General features: G+C 34.9%; 19 protein-coding genes. 7 read left to right on the forward strand and 12 right to left on the reverse strand.

Going from position 1 to position 19,357, the window contains the following annotated elements:
* Positions 1–119: 119 nt before the first annotated feature.
* The 10 genes from BW983_RS09025 to lpxB all read right to left on the reverse strand — a co-directional run bounded on the left by BW983_RS09025 (position 120) and on the right by lpxB (position 12,378).
* Positions 120–782, reverse strand: coding sequence for a DUF6048 family protein (locus BW983_RS09025; RefSeq protein WP_076551639.1), 663 nt, complete (start codon positions 780–782; stop codon positions 120–122).
* The gene (locus BW983_RS09030) at positions 748–1,197 is read right to left on the reverse strand and encodes a DUF6452 family protein (RefSeq protein WP_228408989.1); all 450 of its coding nucleotides are present in this window, start codon (positions 1,195–1,197) and stop codon (positions 748–750) included. Before BW983_RS09030 ends, BW983_RS09025 begins: the two co-directional genes overlap by 35 nt.
* A 48-nt stretch (positions 1,198–1,245) precedes the next feature.
* A complete protein-coding gene (gene rlmD, locus BW983_RS09035) occupies positions 1,246–2,658 on the reverse strand; it encodes a 23S rRNA (uracil(1939)-C(5))-methyltransferase RlmD (protein WP_076551641.1) in 1,413 nt (470 codons plus the stop codon).
* A 109-nt stretch (positions 2,659–2,767) separates the two neighbouring features.
* A complete protein-coding gene (locus BW983_RS09040) occupies positions 2,768–4,291 on the reverse strand; it encodes a TlpA family protein disulfide reductase (protein ID WP_076551642.1) in 1,524 nt (507 codons plus the stop codon).
* A 308-nt stretch (positions 4,292–4,599) separates the two neighbouring features.
* Positions 4,600–5,367, reverse strand: a complete 768-nt coding sequence (locus BW983_RS09045) for a succinate dehydrogenase/fumarate reductase iron-sulfur subunit (protein ID WP_076551643.1) — start codon at positions 5,365–5,367, stop codon at positions 4,600–4,602.
* A gap of 24 nt (positions 5,368–5,391) precedes the next feature.
* Positions 5,392–7,404 carry a fumarate reductase/succinate dehydrogenase flavoprotein subunit gene (locus BW983_RS09050; RefSeq protein ID WP_076551644.1) on the reverse strand — a complete coding sequence of 671 codons (2,013 nt, stop codon included), beginning with the start codon at positions 7,402–7,404 and terminating at the stop codon, positions 5,392–5,394.
* 15 nt (positions 7,405–7,419) lie between these two features.
* Positions 7,420–8,082, reverse strand: a complete 663-nt coding sequence (locus tag BW983_RS09055; RefSeq protein ID WP_076551645.1) for a succinate dehydrogenase cytochrome b subunit — start codon at positions 8,080–8,082, stop codon at positions 7,420–7,422.
* A 146-nt stretch (positions 8,083–8,228) separates the two neighbouring features.
* Positions 8,229–9,818, reverse strand: coding sequence for a ComEC/Rec2 family competence protein (locus tag BW983_RS09060; protein WP_228408990.1), 1,590 nt, complete (start codon positions 9,816–9,818; stop codon positions 8,229–8,231).
* A 328-nt stretch (positions 9,819–10,146) separates the two neighbouring features.
* Positions 10,147–11,238: a glycoside hydrolase family 99 protein gene (locus BW983_RS09065; RefSeq protein ID WP_076551646.1), complete on the reverse strand. Its 1,092-nt coding sequence runs from the start codon at positions 11,236–11,238 to the stop codon at positions 10,147–10,149.
* A 36-nt stretch (positions 11,239–11,274) separates the two neighbouring features.
* Positions 11,275–12,378, reverse strand: coding sequence for a lipid-A-disaccharide synthase (gene lpxB, locus BW983_RS09070; protein ID WP_076551647.1), 1,104 nt, complete (start codon positions 12,376–12,378; stop codon positions 11,275–11,277).
* A gap of 141 nt (positions 12,379–12,519) precedes the next feature.
* On the opposite strand from lpxB, the gene BW983_RS09075 reads away from it, so the two are divergent.
* Positions 12,520–13,029 (forward strand): DUF2480 family protein, encoded by a 510-nt coding sequence (locus tag BW983_RS09075; RefSeq protein WP_076551648.1) that lies wholly within the window; start codon positions 12,520–12,522, stop codon positions 13,027–13,029.
* 115 nt (positions 13,030–13,144) lie between these two features.
* On the forward strand, positions 13,145–13,801 hold the full coding sequence (locus BW983_RS09080; RefSeq protein WP_065395290.1) for a DUF937 domain-containing protein: 657 nt from the start codon (positions 13,145–13,147) through the stop codon (positions 13,799–13,801).
* Between the two features lie 59 nt (positions 13,802–13,860).
* Here the strand turns inward: BW983_RS09080 and BW983_RS09085 are convergent, their stop codons facing one another.
* Both BW983_RS09085 and BW983_RS09090 read right to left on the reverse strand, forming a co-directional pair.
* Positions 13,861–13,980 carry a 30S ribosomal protein THX gene (locus tag BW983_RS09085; RefSeq protein WP_076551649.1) on the reverse strand — a complete coding sequence of 40 codons (120 nt, stop codon included), beginning with the start codon at positions 13,978–13,980 and terminating at the stop codon, positions 13,861–13,863.
* A 115-nt stretch (positions 13,981–14,095) separates the two neighbouring features.
* Positions 14,096–15,490, reverse strand: a complete 1,395-nt coding sequence (locus BW983_RS09090) for an MATE family efflux transporter (protein WP_076551650.1) — start codon at positions 15,488–15,490, stop codon at positions 14,096–14,098.
* A gap of 215 nt (positions 15,491–15,705) precedes the next feature.
* Between BW983_RS09090 and BW983_RS09095 the strand changes: the two genes are divergently transcribed.
* From BW983_RS09095 to aspS, 5 genes are all read left to right on the forward strand, one after another.
* Positions 15,706–16,089, forward strand: a complete 384-nt coding sequence (locus tag BW983_RS09095) for a hypothetical protein (protein ID WP_076551651.1) — start codon at positions 15,706–15,708, stop codon at positions 16,087–16,089.
* 203 nt (positions 16,090–16,292) lie between these two features.
* On the forward strand, positions 16,293–16,496 hold the full coding sequence (locus BW983_RS09100; RefSeq protein WP_076551652.1) for a helix-turn-helix domain-containing protein: 204 nt from the start codon (positions 16,293–16,295) through the stop codon (positions 16,494–16,496).
* Positions 16,497–16,507: 11 nt separating this feature from the next.
* On the forward strand, positions 16,508–16,954 hold the full coding sequence (locus BW983_RS09105; protein WP_076551653.1) for an ankyrin repeat domain-containing protein: 447 nt from the start codon (positions 16,508–16,510) through the stop codon (positions 16,952–16,954).
* A 148-nt stretch (positions 16,955–17,102) separates the two neighbouring features.
* Entirely contained in the window at positions 17,103–17,462 is a 360-nt protein-coding gene (locus BW983_RS09110) for an ankyrin repeat domain-containing protein (protein WP_065395293.1), read from the forward strand.
* A 137-nt stretch (positions 17,463–17,599) separates the two neighbouring features.
* The gene (gene aspS / locus BW983_RS09115; RefSeq protein ID WP_076551654.1) at positions 17,600–19,354 is read left to right on the forward strand and encodes an aspartate--tRNA ligase; all 1,755 of its coding nucleotides are present in this window, start codon (positions 17,600–17,602) and stop codon (positions 19,352–19,354) included.
* The last annotated feature ends 3 nt before the right edge of the window (positions 19,355–19,357 follow it).

Raw genomic sequence — 19,357 nt, forward strand, 5'->3', positions numbered from 1 at the left:
GAAAACAACACATAATAATTAAAAACAATTAATAATAAAAACACAATAAACATAAATTTGTGCAAAAAAAAAAACCCCAGAAAAACTCTGAGGTTATAATATGTATAATATTTTTTTATCTAAAACTTATAGGCAATATTCCATGCAAAGCCCATATTAAATTTTGAAGAACTCTTTCCAAATCCAGGAATAATCATCGGAGATATATCTTCCTGCTTAGAGGTATATACCCAATAGCGTGGTTGAAGATTTACATCAATATAGAAATTAGATTCAAAAAGCTGTACTCTGCCCCCTAATGTTCCTTCCAACCAAAATGAAGATTGCGAAGAAGAAGGAAATGCCACCGAAGAGTTGCTACCACCAAATCCACGAACCGGAATTGCCATATATTCCTGATTATAAAATGATCCAGCAACCTTTCCTCCAGCATAAAACCCATTAAACTCGTTTTCGGGATCTTTTGCCAGCATATAAAATGCTCCCAGCTTCACAAAGGGTCCGCTTGCCTTAGCATCGTAACCATTCTTTTGATAGACATTTTTCTCAAATCCAGCTTCGGCAATTGCATGAAGATTTCCTTTTATCTTTGAAGAGATAAATCCTTGATACAATTTTCTATCTGAGAAAAAACCTACTCCGGTATTCAATACATCAAGCCCTACCATAAAGTTGGGTTCATATTTTAGTTGCTCCTTTTTCTCGGCTCCTTTCTTATCTTGCGCCCAGCTTATTATTCCTAATAAACTAAAAAACAAGGTATAGATTAGTCTTGTCTTCATTTTCTATTTGATTTTGTCCTGCTTCCAATTTAACAACAGGAGTCGTAGTTATTAGTTCTGAGGTTAAATTCTCATAAGACTTCTTCATACCGCATCCCGGAGACACATAAGTAGCTTTAGTCGTATAATTAACCCTTATTTTAGACTCAGGTCCTTTAATTGATCTCTTAAAATAAACATCAGTATAAGGCGATTCATCTACTCTTAAAGGAAAAACCTTGGACTCAATTTTTTTATCCCATCCTAATTCAACTTTTCCGGAACCATAATCTACTGATACAAGTAATGAATCAAGGGTCATAACCTTTCCATCTGTAGACCTGAAAGCTACTTTCATTCTTGGAGTTCCTTCACCACTTTCGCAGATGTCATCATCTCCGCCACAGGAAAAGAACATTCCAACGAAACATAGCATTATGAGAAATTTAAAGTACTTCATATTAAGATTTGAATCCAAATTTAATTATTTTTTAATCAGCAATGCAATATTTTCCACATGGTGAGTTTGTGGGAACATATCTACAGGTAAAATTTTCACCAATGTATAATGATCTTTCATTAAAGCCAAATCTCTTGCCTGTGTTGCAGAATTACAACTTACATAAACAACTTTTTCAGGAGAAAGCTTTAAAATTTGCTCTACAACTTTCTGGTGCATACCATCTCTTGGTGGATCGGTAATCAGAACATCAGCCTTTGGATGATTTTCCAAAAACTCATCATTAAAGACATTTTTCATATCTCCACAATAGAAAGTTGTATTGGTAAGCCCATTTAATTCAGCATGCGCAATAGCTGCATCAATAGCTTCCTGAACCGACTCTATTCCAATAACCTGCTTTGCGTTTCTCGCTACATATTGAGCAATGGTTCCAGTTCCTGTATAGAGGTCATAAACTACTTCATCACCTTTCAGGTCTGCAAATTCCAATGTTTTTCTATATAACTCTAATGCTTGTTTATAATTTGTCTGAAAGAATGATTTTGGTCCGATTTTAAACTGCAATCCGTCCATCTCTTCCATTAAATATCCTTCACCATGATAGATATTGATATCCAGATCATAGATAGAGTCATTTTGCTTTGGATTAATAGCATACACCAAAGTTTTGATCTGCGGGAATTTTTCTAATAAGAATTGGAAAAGATTTTCTCTGTTTTCTTTTTCCTCTCTGTAAAGCTGGAAAAGAACCATCCATTCGCCTTTAGAGTTTTGTCTCATCATTAAGGTTCTAAGGAAACCTTCTTGGTTTCTAACATCAAAGAAATCTAATCCGTTTTTAACACCATATTCTTTTACAGCCAATCTGATTGCATTAGACGGATCTTCCTGAAGGAAACATTCTTTAAGATCTAAAATCTTGCTCCACATTCCAGGAATATGGAATCCTAATGCATCTTTGCTTCCAAAGTTTTCCTCTGAGCTGATTTCATATTGAGTAAGCCATCTTGCATTAGAGAAAGAGAACTCCATTTTGTTTCTATAAAAATACTGTTCTTCCGAACCTAAAATTGGAAGGGTCTCGAAATCTTCGATACCACCAATTCTTTTGATATTATTATATACTTCTTCCTGCTTAAAATCAAGCTGCTTTTCGTAAGTCATATTCTGCCACTTGCATCCTCCACAAGTTCCAAAATGAACACATTTAGGTTCAGCTCTAAAAGGAGATTTCTCTAAAACCTCTACAGCTTCTCCTTCATAATATTTCGATTTCGCTTTTTTAACTCTTACATTTACCAAGTCTCCTGGAATTGCCCCAGAAACCAATACGGTTTTACCATCTTCAGTTTTACCGATAGCTACCCCTTTTGCTCCGGCAGTCAACAGCTTTATATTTTCAAGAACTAAATTTTTCTTATTCTTTCTGCTCATTCTAAAATTTTCTATTTTTCTAATCGAAACTTGGAAAGTTTCATTTTGCAAAAATACAATAAAAAAAAACCTTATCCGAGGATAAGGTTCTGATCTATATTAAAGTTTATTATTTCGCTTGAGCTGGCTGAGGTCCTGCAGGCTGTGGAGCCGTTGGATCAATCTGCAGTTGTGGCTGCATTGCCGGGTCAACTTTTGGTGCTGAAAGACCTGTTAATTTGTCTAAAATTGTCACCAATTCCTGCTCTCCAAGATTTACAAAAGATCTACTAGCAATCTTACCATCTTTGTCAATGATTACAAAGCAAGGTAATTTGAATCCATATACACCATATTTTTTAGCGATATCAGATTCCATTCCTCCTTCTCCATAAACATTTACTCCCTGGATTCCTTTCAATAAAGAATTGCTTGTTTTTGTAAATTGATCTTTAGTATCGTCTACATTTACAAATACAAAGTTCATTTTAGATTTATAGAAGTTCACTACTTCTTTCAATACAGGAACAGTAGCCTCACCAATGTATGGATTCCATGATGCATAGAAGAATAACATATAAGGTTTTCCTTTGTTTTCAGAAAGCTTGTACGCTTTACCATCTTGCTTTACTAAAGAAGCTTCAGGAGCTGCTTCACCAATTTTAAGACCGGTAATTGCTACCTGCATTTTTAAAAGATCACTTTTAATAGTAGCATCCTTGATATCTGTATCAATTAATTTTTTGATTTTATCAATATTCTGAGCTGAAGTTTTTGGGTGAATATCAGCCTGAGCCATTACAAATGCTAAAAGGTAATCTTTAGCTGTCTGAGAAAGATCTTTTTTAGTTCCTAAATATTTGGCAAACATTTCTGAAGTTGTAATATCAGTTTTTCCTTTACTGTTCGCTTCAGCATATTTTTGGAAGTCAGGAGTCATTTTTACAAGCAGATACTGTCTGTATAATGGGATTGACTTCACCATTGATTCTTTATCGCTATCTAATTGAGCCTGGTAATCTGTCAAGGCTTTAGAAGCCTTATAAGCAGGGTTTCCAGCCATTGGTCCGTGAGACATTTCATAGTTAGCAAGCAAATTAAGAATTGTTACTTTCGTATCATTCTTCTTCCATTCTAAAAGGCTTTTGCTTGGGTTATGTTTCTTTGCTAGATCTTCTACACTTTTGTTGATATCAGCTTCTACTTTATGCATTCCTTTTACAAATGCAGATTCATCACCAGCCATCAGCTGTCCTAAATTAATTTTATTTCCATAGTCACCTAAAAACTTCTGACTTGCCGTAAGGAAATCATTGTTGTTTTTAGCATCACCAGTAATCAAATATTCATTCGGGAAAGTAGCTCCGTTACCGGAAATATTAATTTTTTGTCCTTTTTCAAGATAAATCAGGTTTTGTTTGTTAGCATAATTGATCACATACATTCCATCTTTAGGAGCATCAAAGCTTCCTGAAAAATTACCATCTTTATCTAATCCTATATTAATTAGAGGTAGGGTTCCTACTCCTGAAGCTTCTACAAATTCAATTCTTTCTAATGGTGAGCCTCCAGTAATTTTTCCTTTTACCTCTACTTTTTTTGAACAAGACATCACGAAAACCGCGATGATAAACAATAAAAGATATTTTTTCATTTCAATTTTAATATTACACAAAAATACGCTTTTTAGCGTTTCTTAATTCACAGTGATTATTTTTTTTAAAAATTTTATTACGCCGATGAAAAGGGACATTCAATCAAATCATTTATCAATTTTTCAATGCTAAAAAGATAACTGAAATACAAATATCCAATACAGTTCAAGAGCCCTCAAATATATACTTATTAAATAAAGAAAGCATAAAGTCTGATAATAAGTTAACAAACTTTAACAACTTCTCATTTATATCAACAAAAATCGCCCCCAAAATGGAGGCGATTTTTATGTATTTTGAATCAATTCTATCCTTGATCTACAAGAGCAGCCATGTATTCTCTGTTCATTCTTGCGATATTTTCAAGAGAAATACCTTTAGGGCATTCTATTTCACAAGCACCTGTATTTGAACAGTTACCAAATCCTTCTTCATCCATAGCTTTCACCATGTTCAGAACTCTTCTCTTAGCTTCTACTCTACCTTGTGGAAGTAATGCATACTGAGAAACCTTAGCTCCTACGAATAGCATTGCTGAACCGTTTTTACAAGTAGCCACACAAGCTCCACATCCGATACAAGCAGCAGCATCCATAGCTTTATCTGCATCTTCTTTAGGAACCGGAATTGCGTTAGCATCCAAAGTATTACCTGAAGTGTTCACCGAAATGAAACCACCTGCAGCCATTACTCTGTCGAAAGCACTTCTGTCTACCATTAAGTCTTTGATAACCGGGAAAGCAGCACTTCTCCAAGGTTCAATAACGATAGTTTCACCATCTTTGAACATTCTCATGTGAAGCTGACAAGTTGTGATACCTGTATCCGGACCGTGAGCTCTACCATTGATGTATAGAGAACACATACCGCAGATTCCTTCACGACAGTCGTGGTCAAAAGCAATTGGTTCTTTTCCTTCGTTAATTAAGTTTTCGTTCAGAATATCCAGCATCTCCAAGAATGAAGAGTCTGTAGATACATCTGATATTTTATAGGTCTCAAACTGACCTTTAGATTTATTATTTTTCTGTCTCCAAATTTTCAGCGTAAGATGTAAGCCTTTTTTTGCACTCATAATGTTATATTTATAGGTTGGAGATTATTTGTAACTTCTAGTTTTAACCTCGATGTTGTCGTAGATCAGTTCTTCTTTATGCAACACTTCCGCGTTGATATCATTCCCCTGATATTCCCAAGCTCCAACGTATTTGAAGTTTACGTCGTCTCTTTCCGCTTCCCCATCTGGAGTAGCGTGATCCCAACGGAAGTGACCACCACAAGATTCTTCTCTGTTTAGCGCATCGATAGCCATTAATTGTCCTAATTCCAGGAAGTCTGCAACTCTGAATGCTTTTTCAAGCTCAGTGTTCATTCCTTCTCCTTCACCAGGAACTTTTACGTTCTTCCAGAAGTCGGTTCTTACTTCTTCAATTTCTTTGATCGCTTCTTTCAATCCTTCAGGAGTTCTACCCATTCCTACTTTATTCCACATAATGTGTCCTAGTTTCTTGTGGAAGTGGTCTACTGAGTGAGTTCCTTTATTATTGATGAAGAAATCAACTTTATCTTTAATTCCTTTTTCAGCTTCGTCAAACGCTGCTGAATTGGTAGGAATTGCTCCTGTTCTGATGTCTGCAGAAAGGTAATCTGCGATCGTATAAGGTAATACGAAATATCCGTCTGCAAGACCTTGCATCAATGCAGATGCTCCAAGTCTGTTAGCTCCGTGATCAGAGAAGTTAGCTTCACCAATTACGAAACATCCCGGAATTGTAGATTGCAGGTTATAATCAACCCATACACCACCCATTGTATAGTGAACTGCAGGATAAATCTTCATTGGAGTTTTGTAAGGATCATCAGCAGTAATCTTTTCGTACATTACGAATAGGTTACCGTATTTCTCCTCAACCCAGCTCTTACCAAGATCATAAATCTGCTGATCTGTAGGATTGTGAATATGTTTTTCAATAGCGGCTTCTTTACCTTTTTTCATGATCTCTGTAGAGAAATCAAGGTAAACACCTTCTTGAGTATCATTATTTTCGATTCCGAATCCAGCATCACATCTTTCTTTAGCTGCTCTTGAAGCAACGTCTCTCGGTACAAGGTTACCGAATGCAGGATATCTTCTTTCTAAATAGTAATCTCTATCTTCTTCTTTAATGTTTTCAGGTCTTAATTTACCTTCTCTGATCGCTACTGAATCTTCAATCTTTTTAGGAACCCAGATTCTTCCTGAGTTTCTCAATGATTCAGACATCAAAGTTAGTTTAGACTGCTGAGTTCCGTGAACAGGAATACAAGTAGGGTGAATCTGTACGTAGCAAGGGTTTGCGAAGTAAGCACCTTTCTTGTGAATTTTCCAAGCTGCAGAAACGTTTGATCCCATAGCGTTGGTAGAAAGGAAATATACGTTTCCGTATCCTCCTGAAGCAATTACTACCGCGTGAGCAGAGTGTCTTTCGATTTCACCTGTTACCAAGTTTCTAGCGATAATCCCTCTTGCTTTTCCGTCAACAATTACAAGGTCAAGCATTTCATGACGGTTATACATCTTGATTCTTCCTTTACCGATCTGACGGCTCATTGAAGAATATGCTCCTAACAATAACTGTTGTCCTGTTTGTCCTTTTGCGTAGAATGTTCTTTTTACCTGAACCCCACCAAATGAACGGTTATCTAGCTGACCGCCGTAATCTCTCCCGAAAGGAACTCCCTGAGAAACACACTGGTCAATAATATTTGCAGAAACTTCAGCTAATCTGTAAACATTTGCCTCTCTTGCTCTATAGTCACCACCTTTGATGGTATCGTAGAACAATCTGTATGTAGAGTCACCATCTCCCTGGTAATTCTTAGCTGCGTTAATACCTCCCTGAGCTGCAATAGAGTGAGCTCTTCTAGGAGAATCCTGATAGCAGAATGCTTTTACATTGTATCCTTGCTCAGCTAAAGTAGCTGCAGCAGAACCTCCTGCCAAACCTGTACCTACAACAATAATATCAATCTTATCTCTGTTGTTTGGTGCAACAAGGTTCATATGATCTTTATGATTTTTCCACTTGTCTTTAAGAGGACCCGCTGGAATTCTTGAATCTAATTTACTCATACTAGTATATTGATATTATTGAGTTATATAATGAAAAACTGCCACGATGATAAATCCTGCCGGAATAAGGATAGAATACCATGTTCCGAAAGCTTTGATCACTGGCGTATATTTTGGATGTCTTGCTCCGATAGACTGGAATGAAGACTGGAATCCGTGAGCTAAGTGTAAGCCCAATAGTACAAAAGAGATCACATACAAAGCGACTCTCCAAAGGTCAGCAAACTTCTCATGAAGCTCTGGCCAGAAACGTTCTGAATCAGGAGCTATTCCCTCTACATACTTATAGTTGATTTCATGTAACCAGAAATCATATAAGTGAAGCGCCAAGAAAGCCAACACAACTGCTCCGGAAATAATCATATTTCTGGACATCCATGATGAATTTACAGCAGCATTGTTAGATGCATACTTTACTGGACGCGCTTTATTATTCTTGATCTCCAATACAAATCCCATCGCAAAATGGAAAATTACTGCAAAACCAAGAATAGGCTGCATTAAGAACTGCACAAAAGGATTATAGCCCATAAATTCAGATGCTGTATTGAAAGCATCCCTGTTCAGGACTGATAACAAATTGGTTGTCAAATGCAGTATAAGAAAAATCAGCAAAAACATAGCTGATAATGCCATAGCGTATTTTCTACCTATCGTAGAACTCGTTAAACCTGCCATATAAGTTTAAATTTGAATTTCCCACAAAATTAAGAAATGTTAACAATATCGAAAAGTGAGAAATCTCACAATTAGACAGTTTGTAATCTTTCTAAATAAGAGCTTTACACGTTATTGATAAAGGAAAGTGAAAAATTAGGAAATCATTATTTCAGCTCATAAACCCGACCTTGAAAAACCATTTTTTCTATAGACTTTGGAAGCATTTTTATTTCAAAATGATCCACTCTTCTGGAAGAACAATAAGGCATAATAATAAACTGTACAACCTTGTCCCTGTCTGCGATATCCGAGATCCAAAAACATGCGGTATTTCCTTTTTTCACAGAGATAATTTCGTGTTTTCCAAATGTATGAAACAGCATTTCTTCTTTCTGATTTTCAACAATATTACTTCCAATTTTCATGATGAAAAATACAAAAACAGCTATTGTCAAATTCATGGAATTTTTAAAGTTATATTTTAAAATCATTGCTCTCAGAAAATAAATAGCAATTGATATAGAAAATAGCTCAATCAGATTCATCGGAATATTACTCATAAACAAGAAATCGACCTCAGCAAACCAGTGAATAACTTCCAAAAGAATCTGAATAACGACATCGTATATTTTCTCTATCCAGTTAAAATTCAGACCAAAAGCAATCAAAGCAGTCATAAGAAAGGAAAACACGATGATCATTTCGGAAAAAGGAACAATAATAAAGTTAGCAATGATTGAAATCAATGAAAATTGATGAAAATAATACAGCACCAAAGGAAGAGTTGCCAACTGTGCAGACAAAGATATAGTAATGGTATTAAAAATCAGTTTTTTGAAATAATTATCCTGCTTTGGAAAATATTTCAGAAGAGGTTGATTAAGCCAGAAAATCCCCAATACTGCGACAAAGCTTAGTTGAAATCCCACATCAAAAAGCTGTTGAGTATCCAAAATCAGAATTATAAAGGCAGACAAAGCTAAAGAATGAAGCAGATCAGGTTTCCTTTGAAGCAAAACAAATATAAAATATACCGTCAGCATTATACAGGAACGCAGAACTGAGCTCCCAAACCCAATGAATAACGCAAACAACCAAATAAAACCCAAGCTCAAAACAACCGCATATTTTCTTAATCTTAAAGGAATAATACGAATCATTAAAAAATAAAAAATCCCGAAAATAACAACAATATGAGTTCCTGAAATGGCTAGAAAATGAATCAAGCCTGCTCTGTTAAAATCTTTTACAGTGGCAGCATCCATTTCAGTTCTGTCGGCAAGAATAATTCCTTTTAAAAACGCTCTAGTCTTCACTGACATTTCAGTATTGTCAATTCTTTTGAGAACATCTAACCTACTTTGTCTTACTTTATCTTTAAAGTTCAGATCACGTCGCTCTGATGAAAAAACTTCACTTGAAATAAAAACCTGATATCCGATATTTTTCCGGTTTAAATATCTAGCATAATTAAATTGGTAAGTGTATTGAGGAAGCGCAGGTTTCATTATATAAGATTCCGCCTTGTAATAATGTTCAAAATCAAGTTCTTTATGATCTCCCGGAATATAAAAAATTGAGTTAAAGCTATGTTTCCCTGCCTGAGCTATTCCTTCATACTTTTTATACTTTTCTGTTGAATTTAACTTCTGGGATATTTTAAAAATAATAGTTGATTTTTTATTAATATCTATATCTGTGCTTTGAGAAATATTATTACAAAAATGGAGAATTATCCCTAAGCCAAAAAACATTACCCCAAGCAGAATAACCTTAGTCCTGTATAAAAAATAAGTAGTAAAAAAGAGGGAAATTAATATACTAAGATTAAGAATAGCCACACCATAGATGTATTTTTTTCCTAATAAACAATTATCCTGAAAAAAAATTCCAAGAATAAAACATATAGCTAAGATTAGTAAAGGTTGCTTATTCAATTTCAATCATTTGTATCACCAAAATAAGAAATTGAACAATCATTTACTATCACTGTAATTACTAAATAAAACACCCTGCCAACCTTAAAAAGATTAACAGGGCGCTTATTTTTTTGCTATAAAATTGAGCTTATACGAAAAACTTTTACTTTCCTTTCAGAAACTTATCCGTCAAGCGCTTAGTTTCTTTAATATACATCCATGGATCTTTTCCATAATCTTCGTAGATGAAATTGTCTATCTTCTTGGGAATTGCAGGTTCTATCTGTGTACCTTCATGCCATTCGTTAAATGAAGTAATTCCTATAAATTCAGGATTCACGTTAATAGCGGCATCAAACATTTTTTCATAATATTTACCATTATCCCTGCTTTTAAAATTCGCTTCATTCCATGGTCTGATTCTCGTATCTGAATACCCCGGACCCACGCAAGGAATAAAAATAAGGTGATGATCTTTTGCATATTGAGCCATATCCTTCCAGTTGGAAGTTGTACTCCCAAACACAAAACCTTCACTGGCAAAATAAGTATAGAAACCATCGAATCCTGACTTATCAAAAAACGCTGAATCATTTTTTTCTACCCATAATCCAATATACAATGCATCCAACTCCGTATTGCGTACTGTTTCCTCACCATTTTCGGAAAGTAGTTTTGACCATTCTTCCGGGGCAATTTTATAACTGTCATATACATAATACATAGGCTTTCCATCTTTTTTGTAAAAAGCAGGATGTTGAGAATATGTTGTAACAAGATAAGAAAGCTGATTTCTAAGTTCAGCAATCGTTTTATAGAAAGGTTCTATATGAAAGGCTATTTTCAAATTAAAACGCTGTGCAGCTTCAAGGTACTTCATCACGCTTTTATCTGTAAAGGAATCTTTTCCCAACCAGCTTATCACCACAACACCCACTCCTGAATCCTTCATCATCTGCATGTGTTTCTCTATGATCTTTTTGTCATTGGAACTATAATTTCCTAATGCCGGATAAAAATTAGCCCCAATATCATCACCTCCTTTGTAATGTCCAAGATTATTCCATTTCGGATTGTTCCAGTGCGGAATGATTTCATGGTTCCAATGCTGCAGACTTCCATCTGTTTGTTGATTTCCATACCATCCATAATAGAATATTTGTACTTTATCTCTTAAAGCGGTTTCTTTCTGAGCAAAAGTTTTCGAGAAAAATGTACATGCAAGTATTAACAGAAAGTTCTTTAAATGTTTCATTTCAATACAGGAATTAAAATTTCAGGGAATCTTTTCTCAGACTTTTAAAATCACCTCAGCAGCATGATCACTGGCACCTTTTCCACCAAGTTTTTCTCTTAAAAGGCTATAATCATTCAATACCTGTTCTCTTTTTGCCCCATCAAGAATATTAGTAAGCTCTTGTACAAGATTTTTTGTATTCAGATCGCTCTGGATCAATTCTTTTACCACTTCCCTATCCATAATTAAATTCACCAAAGAAATATAATTGATATTCTTCACCAGTCTTTTGGCAATGGCATAAGAGACAGCACTTCCACGGTAGCAAACTACCTCAGGAATATTCAGTAAAGCGGTTTCCAAAGTTGCAGTTCCGGAAGTTACCAAAGCTGCTTTTGAACATCTCAGTAAATCATAAGTTCTGTTGGAAACAAAATGTACATTGTCATCCACATATTTCTGGTAGAATTCTTTGGGAAGACTTGGTGCGCCTGCAATCACAAACTGATAGTCTTTAAAATGCGGCCTTACAGAAAGCATGATTTCAAGCATTTTCTCCACTTCCTGTTTTCTTGAACCAGGTAAAAGAGCAATGATTTCTTTTTCATTCAATCCATTTTCTGCCTTGAATGTCTCAATATTTATTTCCTGTAAATCTGATATGGCATCAAGCAAAGGATGTCCTACAAAATGAGAATGCACCCCATGTTTTCTATAGAAATCTTCTTCAAACGGAAGAATCACCATCATCTCATCCACATATTTTTTGATGATCTCCACCCTTCCTTCTTTCCAAGCCCAAAGTTGTGGAGAAATATAGTAAACCACTTTAATTCCCAGTTCTTTCGCAAACTTAGCAATCCTTAAATTGAATCCCGGATAGTCTACCAAGATTAAAACATCCGGTTTATTATTCAGAATATCTTGCTTGCAAAATTTAATATTGTTTAAAATAGTTCGCAGATTCATGACCACTTCAAGGAAACCCATAAAGGCAAGATCGCGGTAGTGTTTCACCAAAGTTCCGCCTTGCTTTTCCATAAGATCACCGCCCCAAAATCTAAATTCGGCATGGGAATCTTTTTGTTTAAGAGCTTTCATTAAATTGCTTCCGTGTAGATCACCAGAAGCTTCACCTGCGATAATGTAATATTTCATTTCTTCCGAAATCTTTATTATTGTTTAAACAGCCACCTAAAACCTTATTGAATCATGGGTGGTTTCTATGGTAAGGATAGAGAACAAATTAAAATATATATTGATCTTAATTCGTAAATTTGTTCAAAGATAATGATAAAAATGTCAGAAGAATTTGAAATCAGAAATAAAGTTGCGGAAAGCGGTCTTATAAATTTCGACCTCACTACTTTGCTTCCAAAAGGAGAGAGAAAGGGTATTGATCTTAAAGATTTTCTTTTCCAGGAAATGATCCTAAAGGAAAAAGATTTCCGCGAAAAAGTAGAAGCCATCAATGTTGAAGACTACAAAGATTCCTATATCTATATTTACAATTCTGTAGATACAATAATCCCTCTTTGGGCTTATTTTGTACTGACAGCAAAGCTTACCGAAGTTGCAAAAAAGATTGTATTCGGAAATCGTGAAGATCTGGAGGTTATCCTGATGCATAATGCAATCCAAACTTATGACTTTGAGGATATGAGAGGAAAGAGAGTTCTGGTAAAAGGCTGTTCGGATAAAGAGATTCCTGAAAACGCATATATAGAATTGGTAGAACAGTTAAAACCTCTTGTAAAATCACTGATGTTTGGTGAAGCTTGTTCCAATGTTCCTATTATAAAGAATTAAGATAAAATATACTCAGGAGGAGGGTTGAAAACTTTAACAATAATTATGAACCTGAAATATTTTGTCAGGCATATTTTTTGATAACTTTGATTCAATTAATACTAGAATAAACACAATGAGCTTAATCGACCTACTTACAGGGAACACGAGCAACCAGGTTGCTGAACAGGCTGAAAACAAATTTGGAATCAGTAGAAATCAAGTCATTGCCTTATTGGCAGTAGCTACCCCTCTTATTATTTCTTATCTTAGAAATAAATCTCAGGATGCAAAAGAAGCAGAAGCTTTGAACAGTGCGTTGGATAAAGATCACAATGGAAGTATCCTGAACGATCCTTCACAAATCGAAGCCAGACAAGCTGAAGGCGGATCTATTCTTGATCATATTTTTGGTGGGCAAAAAAGTTCTGTAGAGAACCAGTTATCACAAAATACAGGAATTTCAATCGATAAGATTGGTCCTATTTTAGCGATGTTAGCACCAGTGGTAATGGGATATATTGGGCAACAAAAGCAACAAAGTAATGTAGGAGCAGGTGGTTTAGGAGATCTCTTAGGAGGGATTCTTGGAAATGCATCTAACCAGGCTCAAACTCAGCAATCAAATCCTTTGAATGACATTTTAGGAAGCGTTTTAGGTGGCGGACAGTCTCAGGCATCAGGCGGAAATCCTTTAAATGATATATTAGGAAGTGTACTTGGCGGTGGAGGAAACCAACAACAGCAAGGAGGTGGATTAGGAAGCATCCTTGGAAATATTTTTGGAAAATAATTAGTTTAATTTTTTATAAAAAAAGACCAGAGAGTATTTCTTTGGTCTTTTTTATTGATTTACTTTTTAGATTTTTCTTCTACTGCCGTAAACGATTTTGAAGCTTTTCTGGGTCTTCTTTTTCCGTAGCTTCCCGAATTAATCTTACCTCTTCTTGATTTTTTATCTCCTTTTCCCATAGTAATAAGTATTTGTTGTTACTACGAATTTAAGAAATACACTCTTAAAACGCAACCAATTAACCTGTTAAAGTTTTATAAAACAAGTTGAAAGCAAGAAGACGGAGGCTATAAGTTACACCTGAATTGTTTTCCATTTTCCTTTTTTAAACAGGATAAATGCAACTATAGTGATCAATGTCTCTGCTGCCGGAATTGAAATAAAAACTCCTTTAGGTCCCATTTCCAGATATTTTGAAAGAAAATAAGCCAAAGGAATCTGAAATAACCAGAATCCGAAAAGATTAACCCAAGTTGGTGTCCATGTATCTCCTGCGCCATTGAATGCATTGATCATAACCATTCCTATTCCATAAAAAATAAATCCTACACTCATAATATGCAGTGCATTTTTAGCAAAGTCCTTGATCTCCGCTTCCTGAGTAAAGAAACTTACCAGAAAATCACCTAAGACCAGGAATATTAAACTCACGATCAACATAAAGATTACATTATACTTTACAGTCTTCATTACAGACTGTTCGGCTCTCCCCATTTCATTGGCACCCATATTCTGTCCCACTAATGTAGACGCGGCATTACTTAATCCCCAAGCTGGAAGCATAAAAAACATCATTAATCGCAATGCAGTCTGATAACCCGCAGAAGCATTTTCTCCTCCTGTGGTTGCTACTAACTCTGCAAGAAAAATCCAGCTGCATGAAGCAATGACAAACTGAAAAATTCCAGGAGTTGCAATTTTTACAATGGATTTTATCTGATCAAATTGAGGTTTAAAATAAGGCAATTTGATACGAATAAGAGTATCCGCAACTAAAAGATGATACAATTGATATATAACCCCCACACTTCGCCCGATTGTTGTCGCCAGTGCAGCTCCTGTAAGTCCCATTGCCGGAACTGGTCCAAATCCTTTAATCAAAACCGGACACAGGATTATGTTCACAATATTAGCAATCCATAAACTTTTCATGGCAATCATTGCATTTCCGGCACCTCTGAAAATTCCGTTAATCAGGAATAAAAGCATAATAATCGTGCTGCTTCCCATCATAATTCTTGTAAAGTCTTTTCCATAAGCTGCAGCTTCAGGTTTTGATCCCATCAGAATTAAAATTTCTTCAGCATAAACTACACCAAATACGCTTAAAATAAAAGTGATGATAAATGATACCAATAAAACCTGTGCGGCACTTCTGGAAGCCTGTTCTGGATTTTTCTCACCAATTCTTCGCGCTACAAGAGCCGTAGCTGCCATGCTCATTCCAATCGCAATAGAATACATTATAGAAAGTACAGATTCTGTAAGTCCCACGGTCTGAATTGCAAATCCACTTTCTTTCAGATGTCCTACAAAATATAGATCTACCAAAGCAAATACAGACTCCATAGCCATTTCCAGCATCATTGGTATTGCCAAAAGAAGAACAGCACTTCTGATATTTACCTTCGTAAAGTCAGTTTCTTCGCCGCTGAACGCTTTTTTAATGAAGTCAATATATTTTGTCATGATTTTTATTTTTTTTAAAAAACAAAAGTATTGATTCAAAATCAATTAAAAACTGACATATGAAAAGTTTTTAAAAAGAAACTACGATTAAAGTTTTAGATTGAAAACTGGGCTATCAGTAAGTATAACATTTAAACAATCTTACAAACAACAACAATTTTTTATCGTAATACAATAATTTTTTATACATTTACAACAATAAAAAAACGAACACCATGAAACTCATCGGCAAAAGATCTGCATCAACGATCTTAAATAAAATCTTATTGATGGGCTGTCTTGCTCAGCTTCTATATTTAGGTTACTTAATCTTCGGATTTATCATTGCTTATATAAATCTACATCATGGAACCCAATATTTTCCGGATACTTTTAAAACAGGAAACTTCAATAACGAGCTTGGGAAAAACTCTAGTGAAACTTTGAGCTTTCAGTTCTTGATGCCTTTTTCAGATTCTGTAACTACAGGAAATTTTACACTCCATACCCTTGCGTCAATTGTATTCTTCCTTGGATTTTACAGTGCTTTTACGTTCTATTTATTTAAAATTTTTACAGAAATGAGCATGGATATACTTTTTAATAAAAAAGTAATATAATATTTAAAACAATTTGCCAGACTTAATATATTATTTATCCCTATCTATTGTCTTATTTTATATTTCACTGAACAATCTTTTTATACTATTGATCCCATATTTATATTGCTTCATCTCGCAATAGGAATCATTATATTATTCATGATAGAATTCTTTAAAAAGGGATATGAACTACAGATACAGAATGATTTAACAATATAATTATGTCAATTATTATCAATATAGATGTAATGCTTGCCAAGCGAAAAATGCAATCTCAGGAACTCGCTGAAAAGATCGGAATTACACAAGCTAACCTTTCAATTCTGAAAAACGGAAAAGCAAAAGCTATTAAAATATCAACTTTGGAAGCGATCTGCCTTGCTTTAGATTGTCAACCCGGAGATATTTTAGAATTTAAACCATAAAAAATATACCCATGAAATTATCTCAAGTAATTAACAAAACACTTATCCTGCTGGTAGGAATACTTACAATTAACCTTGCCTATACCCAAGAATTAACGAATGAACATAAACAGATGCTGAAGTATGATAATATCGCTTACTTTTCTACATTAATCAATAAAGAGAATATCAATGTCTGTTACATAATAGAAAATAATGCCTACACTTTACTGGGACTGGCAATTAAAATGAACAGTAAAGAAGTATTTAAAAAACTTATTCATGAAAAAGCTGATCTAGAAAAATCATGTGATGGAAAAACTCCATTAATGTTTGCTGCAAAATATGGTAACGTAGAGTTTACAAAAAAACTGTTAGATCACGGAGCAAAGAAGGAAAGCAAAACTTTAAAAGGGTATACAGCATTGGATTATGCAAAAAAATATGAAAAGCCGGAAATCGTTCGGCTATTAGAATAAAGATATCTATTTGCTTTAACTTCCATATTTTGATATTTTTCATAAACTATTTAAATAATTCTTAAAGTACAATTCCAATTATTGACGATAACTTATCAATTGATCATAAAAATTAATTAGATTTGTATATTCTAAAAAAATAATTCTTATGAAAAAAATAACCTCTACAATTTTTCTGTTTGGAATTTTAGCATCTGCCAATATGCTTTCTGCTCAAATTATGACACAGGAGAAAATGAAAGCTATCCATACTGATGATGTAGCAATATTTAAAAAACATTTTGCACCAGGGGATTATAACAAATGTTTCGCCGTAGGGTCAGCCTCATATTCTCCACTTGGATTCAGTGCATCTGCGGGAAAAAATAATATTATCAAATTTCTTTTAGACAATAAAGCACAGGTCAATAAAAAATGTCAAAACATGACTCCTTTTGAAATAGCGGAAAGCGGAAAAAATCAAAAGACAAAAGATTTATTACTTTCCAGAGGTGGTAACAGAGACTAAAAAGACCTAAAAACAATATTCAAACTTCCGAAAGGAAGTTTTTTTTATTTATAAAACCTGCAAAAATCTTATCTTTGCAAACGAAAAATTCAAGGTTCGGAAAAGAACCTTAAACATTGAACTTTAAACAAATAATTATGTTTCGATCACACACAAACGGAGAGCTTTCTCTAAAGAATCTGAATGAAGAAGTTACACTATCAGGATGGGTACAGACTATCCGTGATAAAGGATTTATGATTTGGGTAGATCTTCGAGATCGTTACGGAATTACCCAGCTGGTATTTGACCAGGAGCGTTCTTCAGCACAATTGATGGAGGAAGCTAAAAAACTAGGTCGTGAATTTGTAATTCAGGCTACCGGAAAAGTTATTGAAAGAGTAAGTAAAAATCCTAATATTCCTACAGGAGAAATTGAGCTTTTAGTTGAGAAATTAACTATTCTGAATGATTCTCAGCTTCCCCCTTTCACAATTGAAGATGAAACTGACGGTGGTGAGGAATTAAGAATGAAATATCGTTATCTGGATATCAGAAGAAATCCAGTAAAAGATAAATTGATCTTCCGTCATAAAATGGCTCAGAAGGTAAGAAATTATTTATCTGATGAAGGTTTTATTGAAGTGGAAACTCCTGTTTTGATCAAATCTACACCGGAAGGAGCAAGAGACTTTGTGGTTCCAAGCAGAATGAATCCAGGACAGTTTTATGCATTACCGCAATCTCCACAGACTTTCAAACAACTTTTGATGGTAGGTGGAATGGATAAATATTTCCAGATTGTGAAATGTTTCCGTGATGAGGATTTAAGAGCAGACAGACAGCCGGAATTTACACAGATCGACTGTGAGATGGCGTTTGTAGAGCAGGAAGATGTAATGAATGTTTTCGAAGGAATGACTAAAACTCTTATTAAAGATATTACAGGTCAGAAATTCGGAGCTTTCCCAAGAATGACTTTTGCAGAAGCTATGCAGAAGTACGGAAATGACAAACCGGATATCCGTTTCGGAATGGAATTCGTAGAGCTTAACGAGCTTGTAAAAGGAAAAGACTTTAAAATATTTGATGAAGCAGAATTAGTTGTCGGAATCAATGTGGAAGGATGTGCAGACTATACAAGAAAACAGATTGATGAGCTTGTGGATTGGGTAAAACGTCCACAAATAGGAGCTTCAGGAATGGTTTGGGCTAAATTCCAGAATGATGGAGTGAAAACTTCATCAGTTAACAAATTCTACAACGAAGAAGACCTTGCGAAGATTATTGAAAAATTCGGAGCAAAAGAAGGTGACTTAATGTTAATTCTTTCCGGAAATGAAAATAAAGTAAGAGCTCAGCTTTCTGCTTTAAGAATGGAGCTTGGTAACCGTCTAGGATTAAGAAAAGGAAACGAATTCGCACCGCTTTGGGTTGTTGATTTCCCTCTATTGGAATGGGATGAAGATACTCAAAGATACCATGCAATGCACCACCCTTTCACGTCTCCAAAAACTGAAGATATTCACTTATTGGAAACTGATCCGGGTAAAGCAAGAGCTAACGCTTATGATATGGTATTAAACGGAAACGAAATCGGAGGAGGTTCTATAAGAATTTTTGATAAAGATCTTCAATCAAAAATGTTTGATTTATTAGGTTTCACCAAAGAAGAGGCAGAGGCTCAGTTTGGATTCTTAATGAATGCGTTTAAGTACGGAGCACCTCCACACGGTGGTTTGGCATTCGGATTTGACCGTTTGGTAGCTATTCTTGATGGAAATGAGGTAATCAGAGATTATATTGCCTTCCCTAAGAACAATTCAGGACGTGATGTGATGATTGATGCTCCGGCTTCCATTGCTGATGCACAGCTCGATGAATTAGAGTTAAAATTAAATTTAAAAGCATAAATT

The organism is Chryseobacterium ureilyticum (assembly GCF_900156735.1).
GTDB classification, from domain to species: domain Bacteria; phylum Bacteroidota; class Bacteroidia; order Flavobacteriales; family Weeksellaceae; genus Chryseobacterium; species Chryseobacterium ureilyticum.

Coding starts and splice junctions, on each gene's coding strand:
- BW983_RS09045 (WP_076551643.1), bottom strand. CDS start 5,367: ATGAGTGCAAAAAAAGGCTTACATCTTACGCTGAAAATTTGGAGACAG.
- BW983_RS09080 (WP_065395290.1), top strand. CDS start 13,145: ATGAGCTTAATCGACCTACTTACAGGGAACACGAGCAACCAGGTTGCT.
- BW983_RS09055 (WP_076551645.1), bottom strand. CDS start 8,082: ATGGCAGGTTTAACGAGTTCTACGATAGGTAGAAAATACGCTATGGCA.
- BW983_RS09110 (WP_065395293.1), top strand. CDS start 17,103: ATGAAAAAAATAACCTCTACAATTTTTCTGTTTGGAATTTTAGCATCT.
- BW983_RS09050 (WP_076551644.1), bottom strand. CDS start 7,404: ATGAGTAAATTAGATTCAAGAATTCCAGCGGGTCCTCTTAAAGACAAG.
- BW983_RS09105 (WP_076551653.1), top strand. CDS start 16,508: ATGAAATTATCTCAAGTAATTAACAAAACACTTATCCTGCTGGTAGGA.
- BW983_RS09025 (WP_076551639.1), bottom strand. CDS start 782: ATGAAGACAAGACTAATCTATACCTTGTTTTTTAGTTTATTAGGAATA.
- BW983_RS09060 (WP_228408990.1), bottom strand. CDS start 9,818: ATGTTTTTTGGCTTAGGGATAATTCTCCATTTTTGTAATAATATTTCT.
- BW983_RS09100 (WP_076551652.1), top strand. CDS start 16,293: ATGTCAATTATTATCAATATAGATGTAATGCTTGCCAAGCGAAAAATG.
- BW983_RS09085 (WP_076551649.1), bottom strand. CDS start 13,980: ATGGGAAAAGGAGATAAAAAATCAAGAAGAGGTAAGATTAATTCGGGA.
- BW983_RS09040 (WP_076551642.1), bottom strand. CDS start 4,291: ATGAAAAAATATCTTTTATTGTTTATCATCGCGGTTTTCGTGATGTCT.
- BW983_RS09095 (WP_076551651.1), top strand. CDS start 15,706: ATGAAACTCATCGGCAAAAGATCTGCATCAACGATCTTAAATAAAATC.
- lpxB (WP_076551647.1), bottom strand. CDS start 12,378: ATGAAATATTACATTATCGCAGGTGAAGCTTCTGGTGATCTACACGGA.
- BW983_RS09065 (WP_076551646.1), bottom strand. CDS start 11,238: ATGAAACATTTAAAGAACTTTCTGTTAATACTTGCATGTACATTTTTC.
- rlmD (WP_076551641.1), bottom strand. CDS start 2,658: ATGAGCAGAAAGAATAAGAAAAATTTAGTTCTTGAAAATATAAAGCTG.
- BW983_RS09090 (WP_076551650.1), bottom strand. CDS start 15,490: ATGACAAAATATATTGACTTCATTAAAAAAGCGTTCAGCGGCGAAGAA.
- BW983_RS09030 (WP_228408989.1), bottom strand. CDS start 1,197: ATGCTATGTTTCGTTGGAATGTTCTTTTCCTGTGGCGGAGATGATGAC.
- BW983_RS09075 (WP_076551648.1), top strand. CDS start 12,520: ATGTCAGAAGAATTTGAAATCAGAAATAAAGTTGCGGAAAGCGGTCTT.
- aspS (WP_076551654.1), top strand. CDS start 17,600: ATGTTTCGATCACACACAAACGGAGAGCTTTCTCTAAAGAATCTGAAT.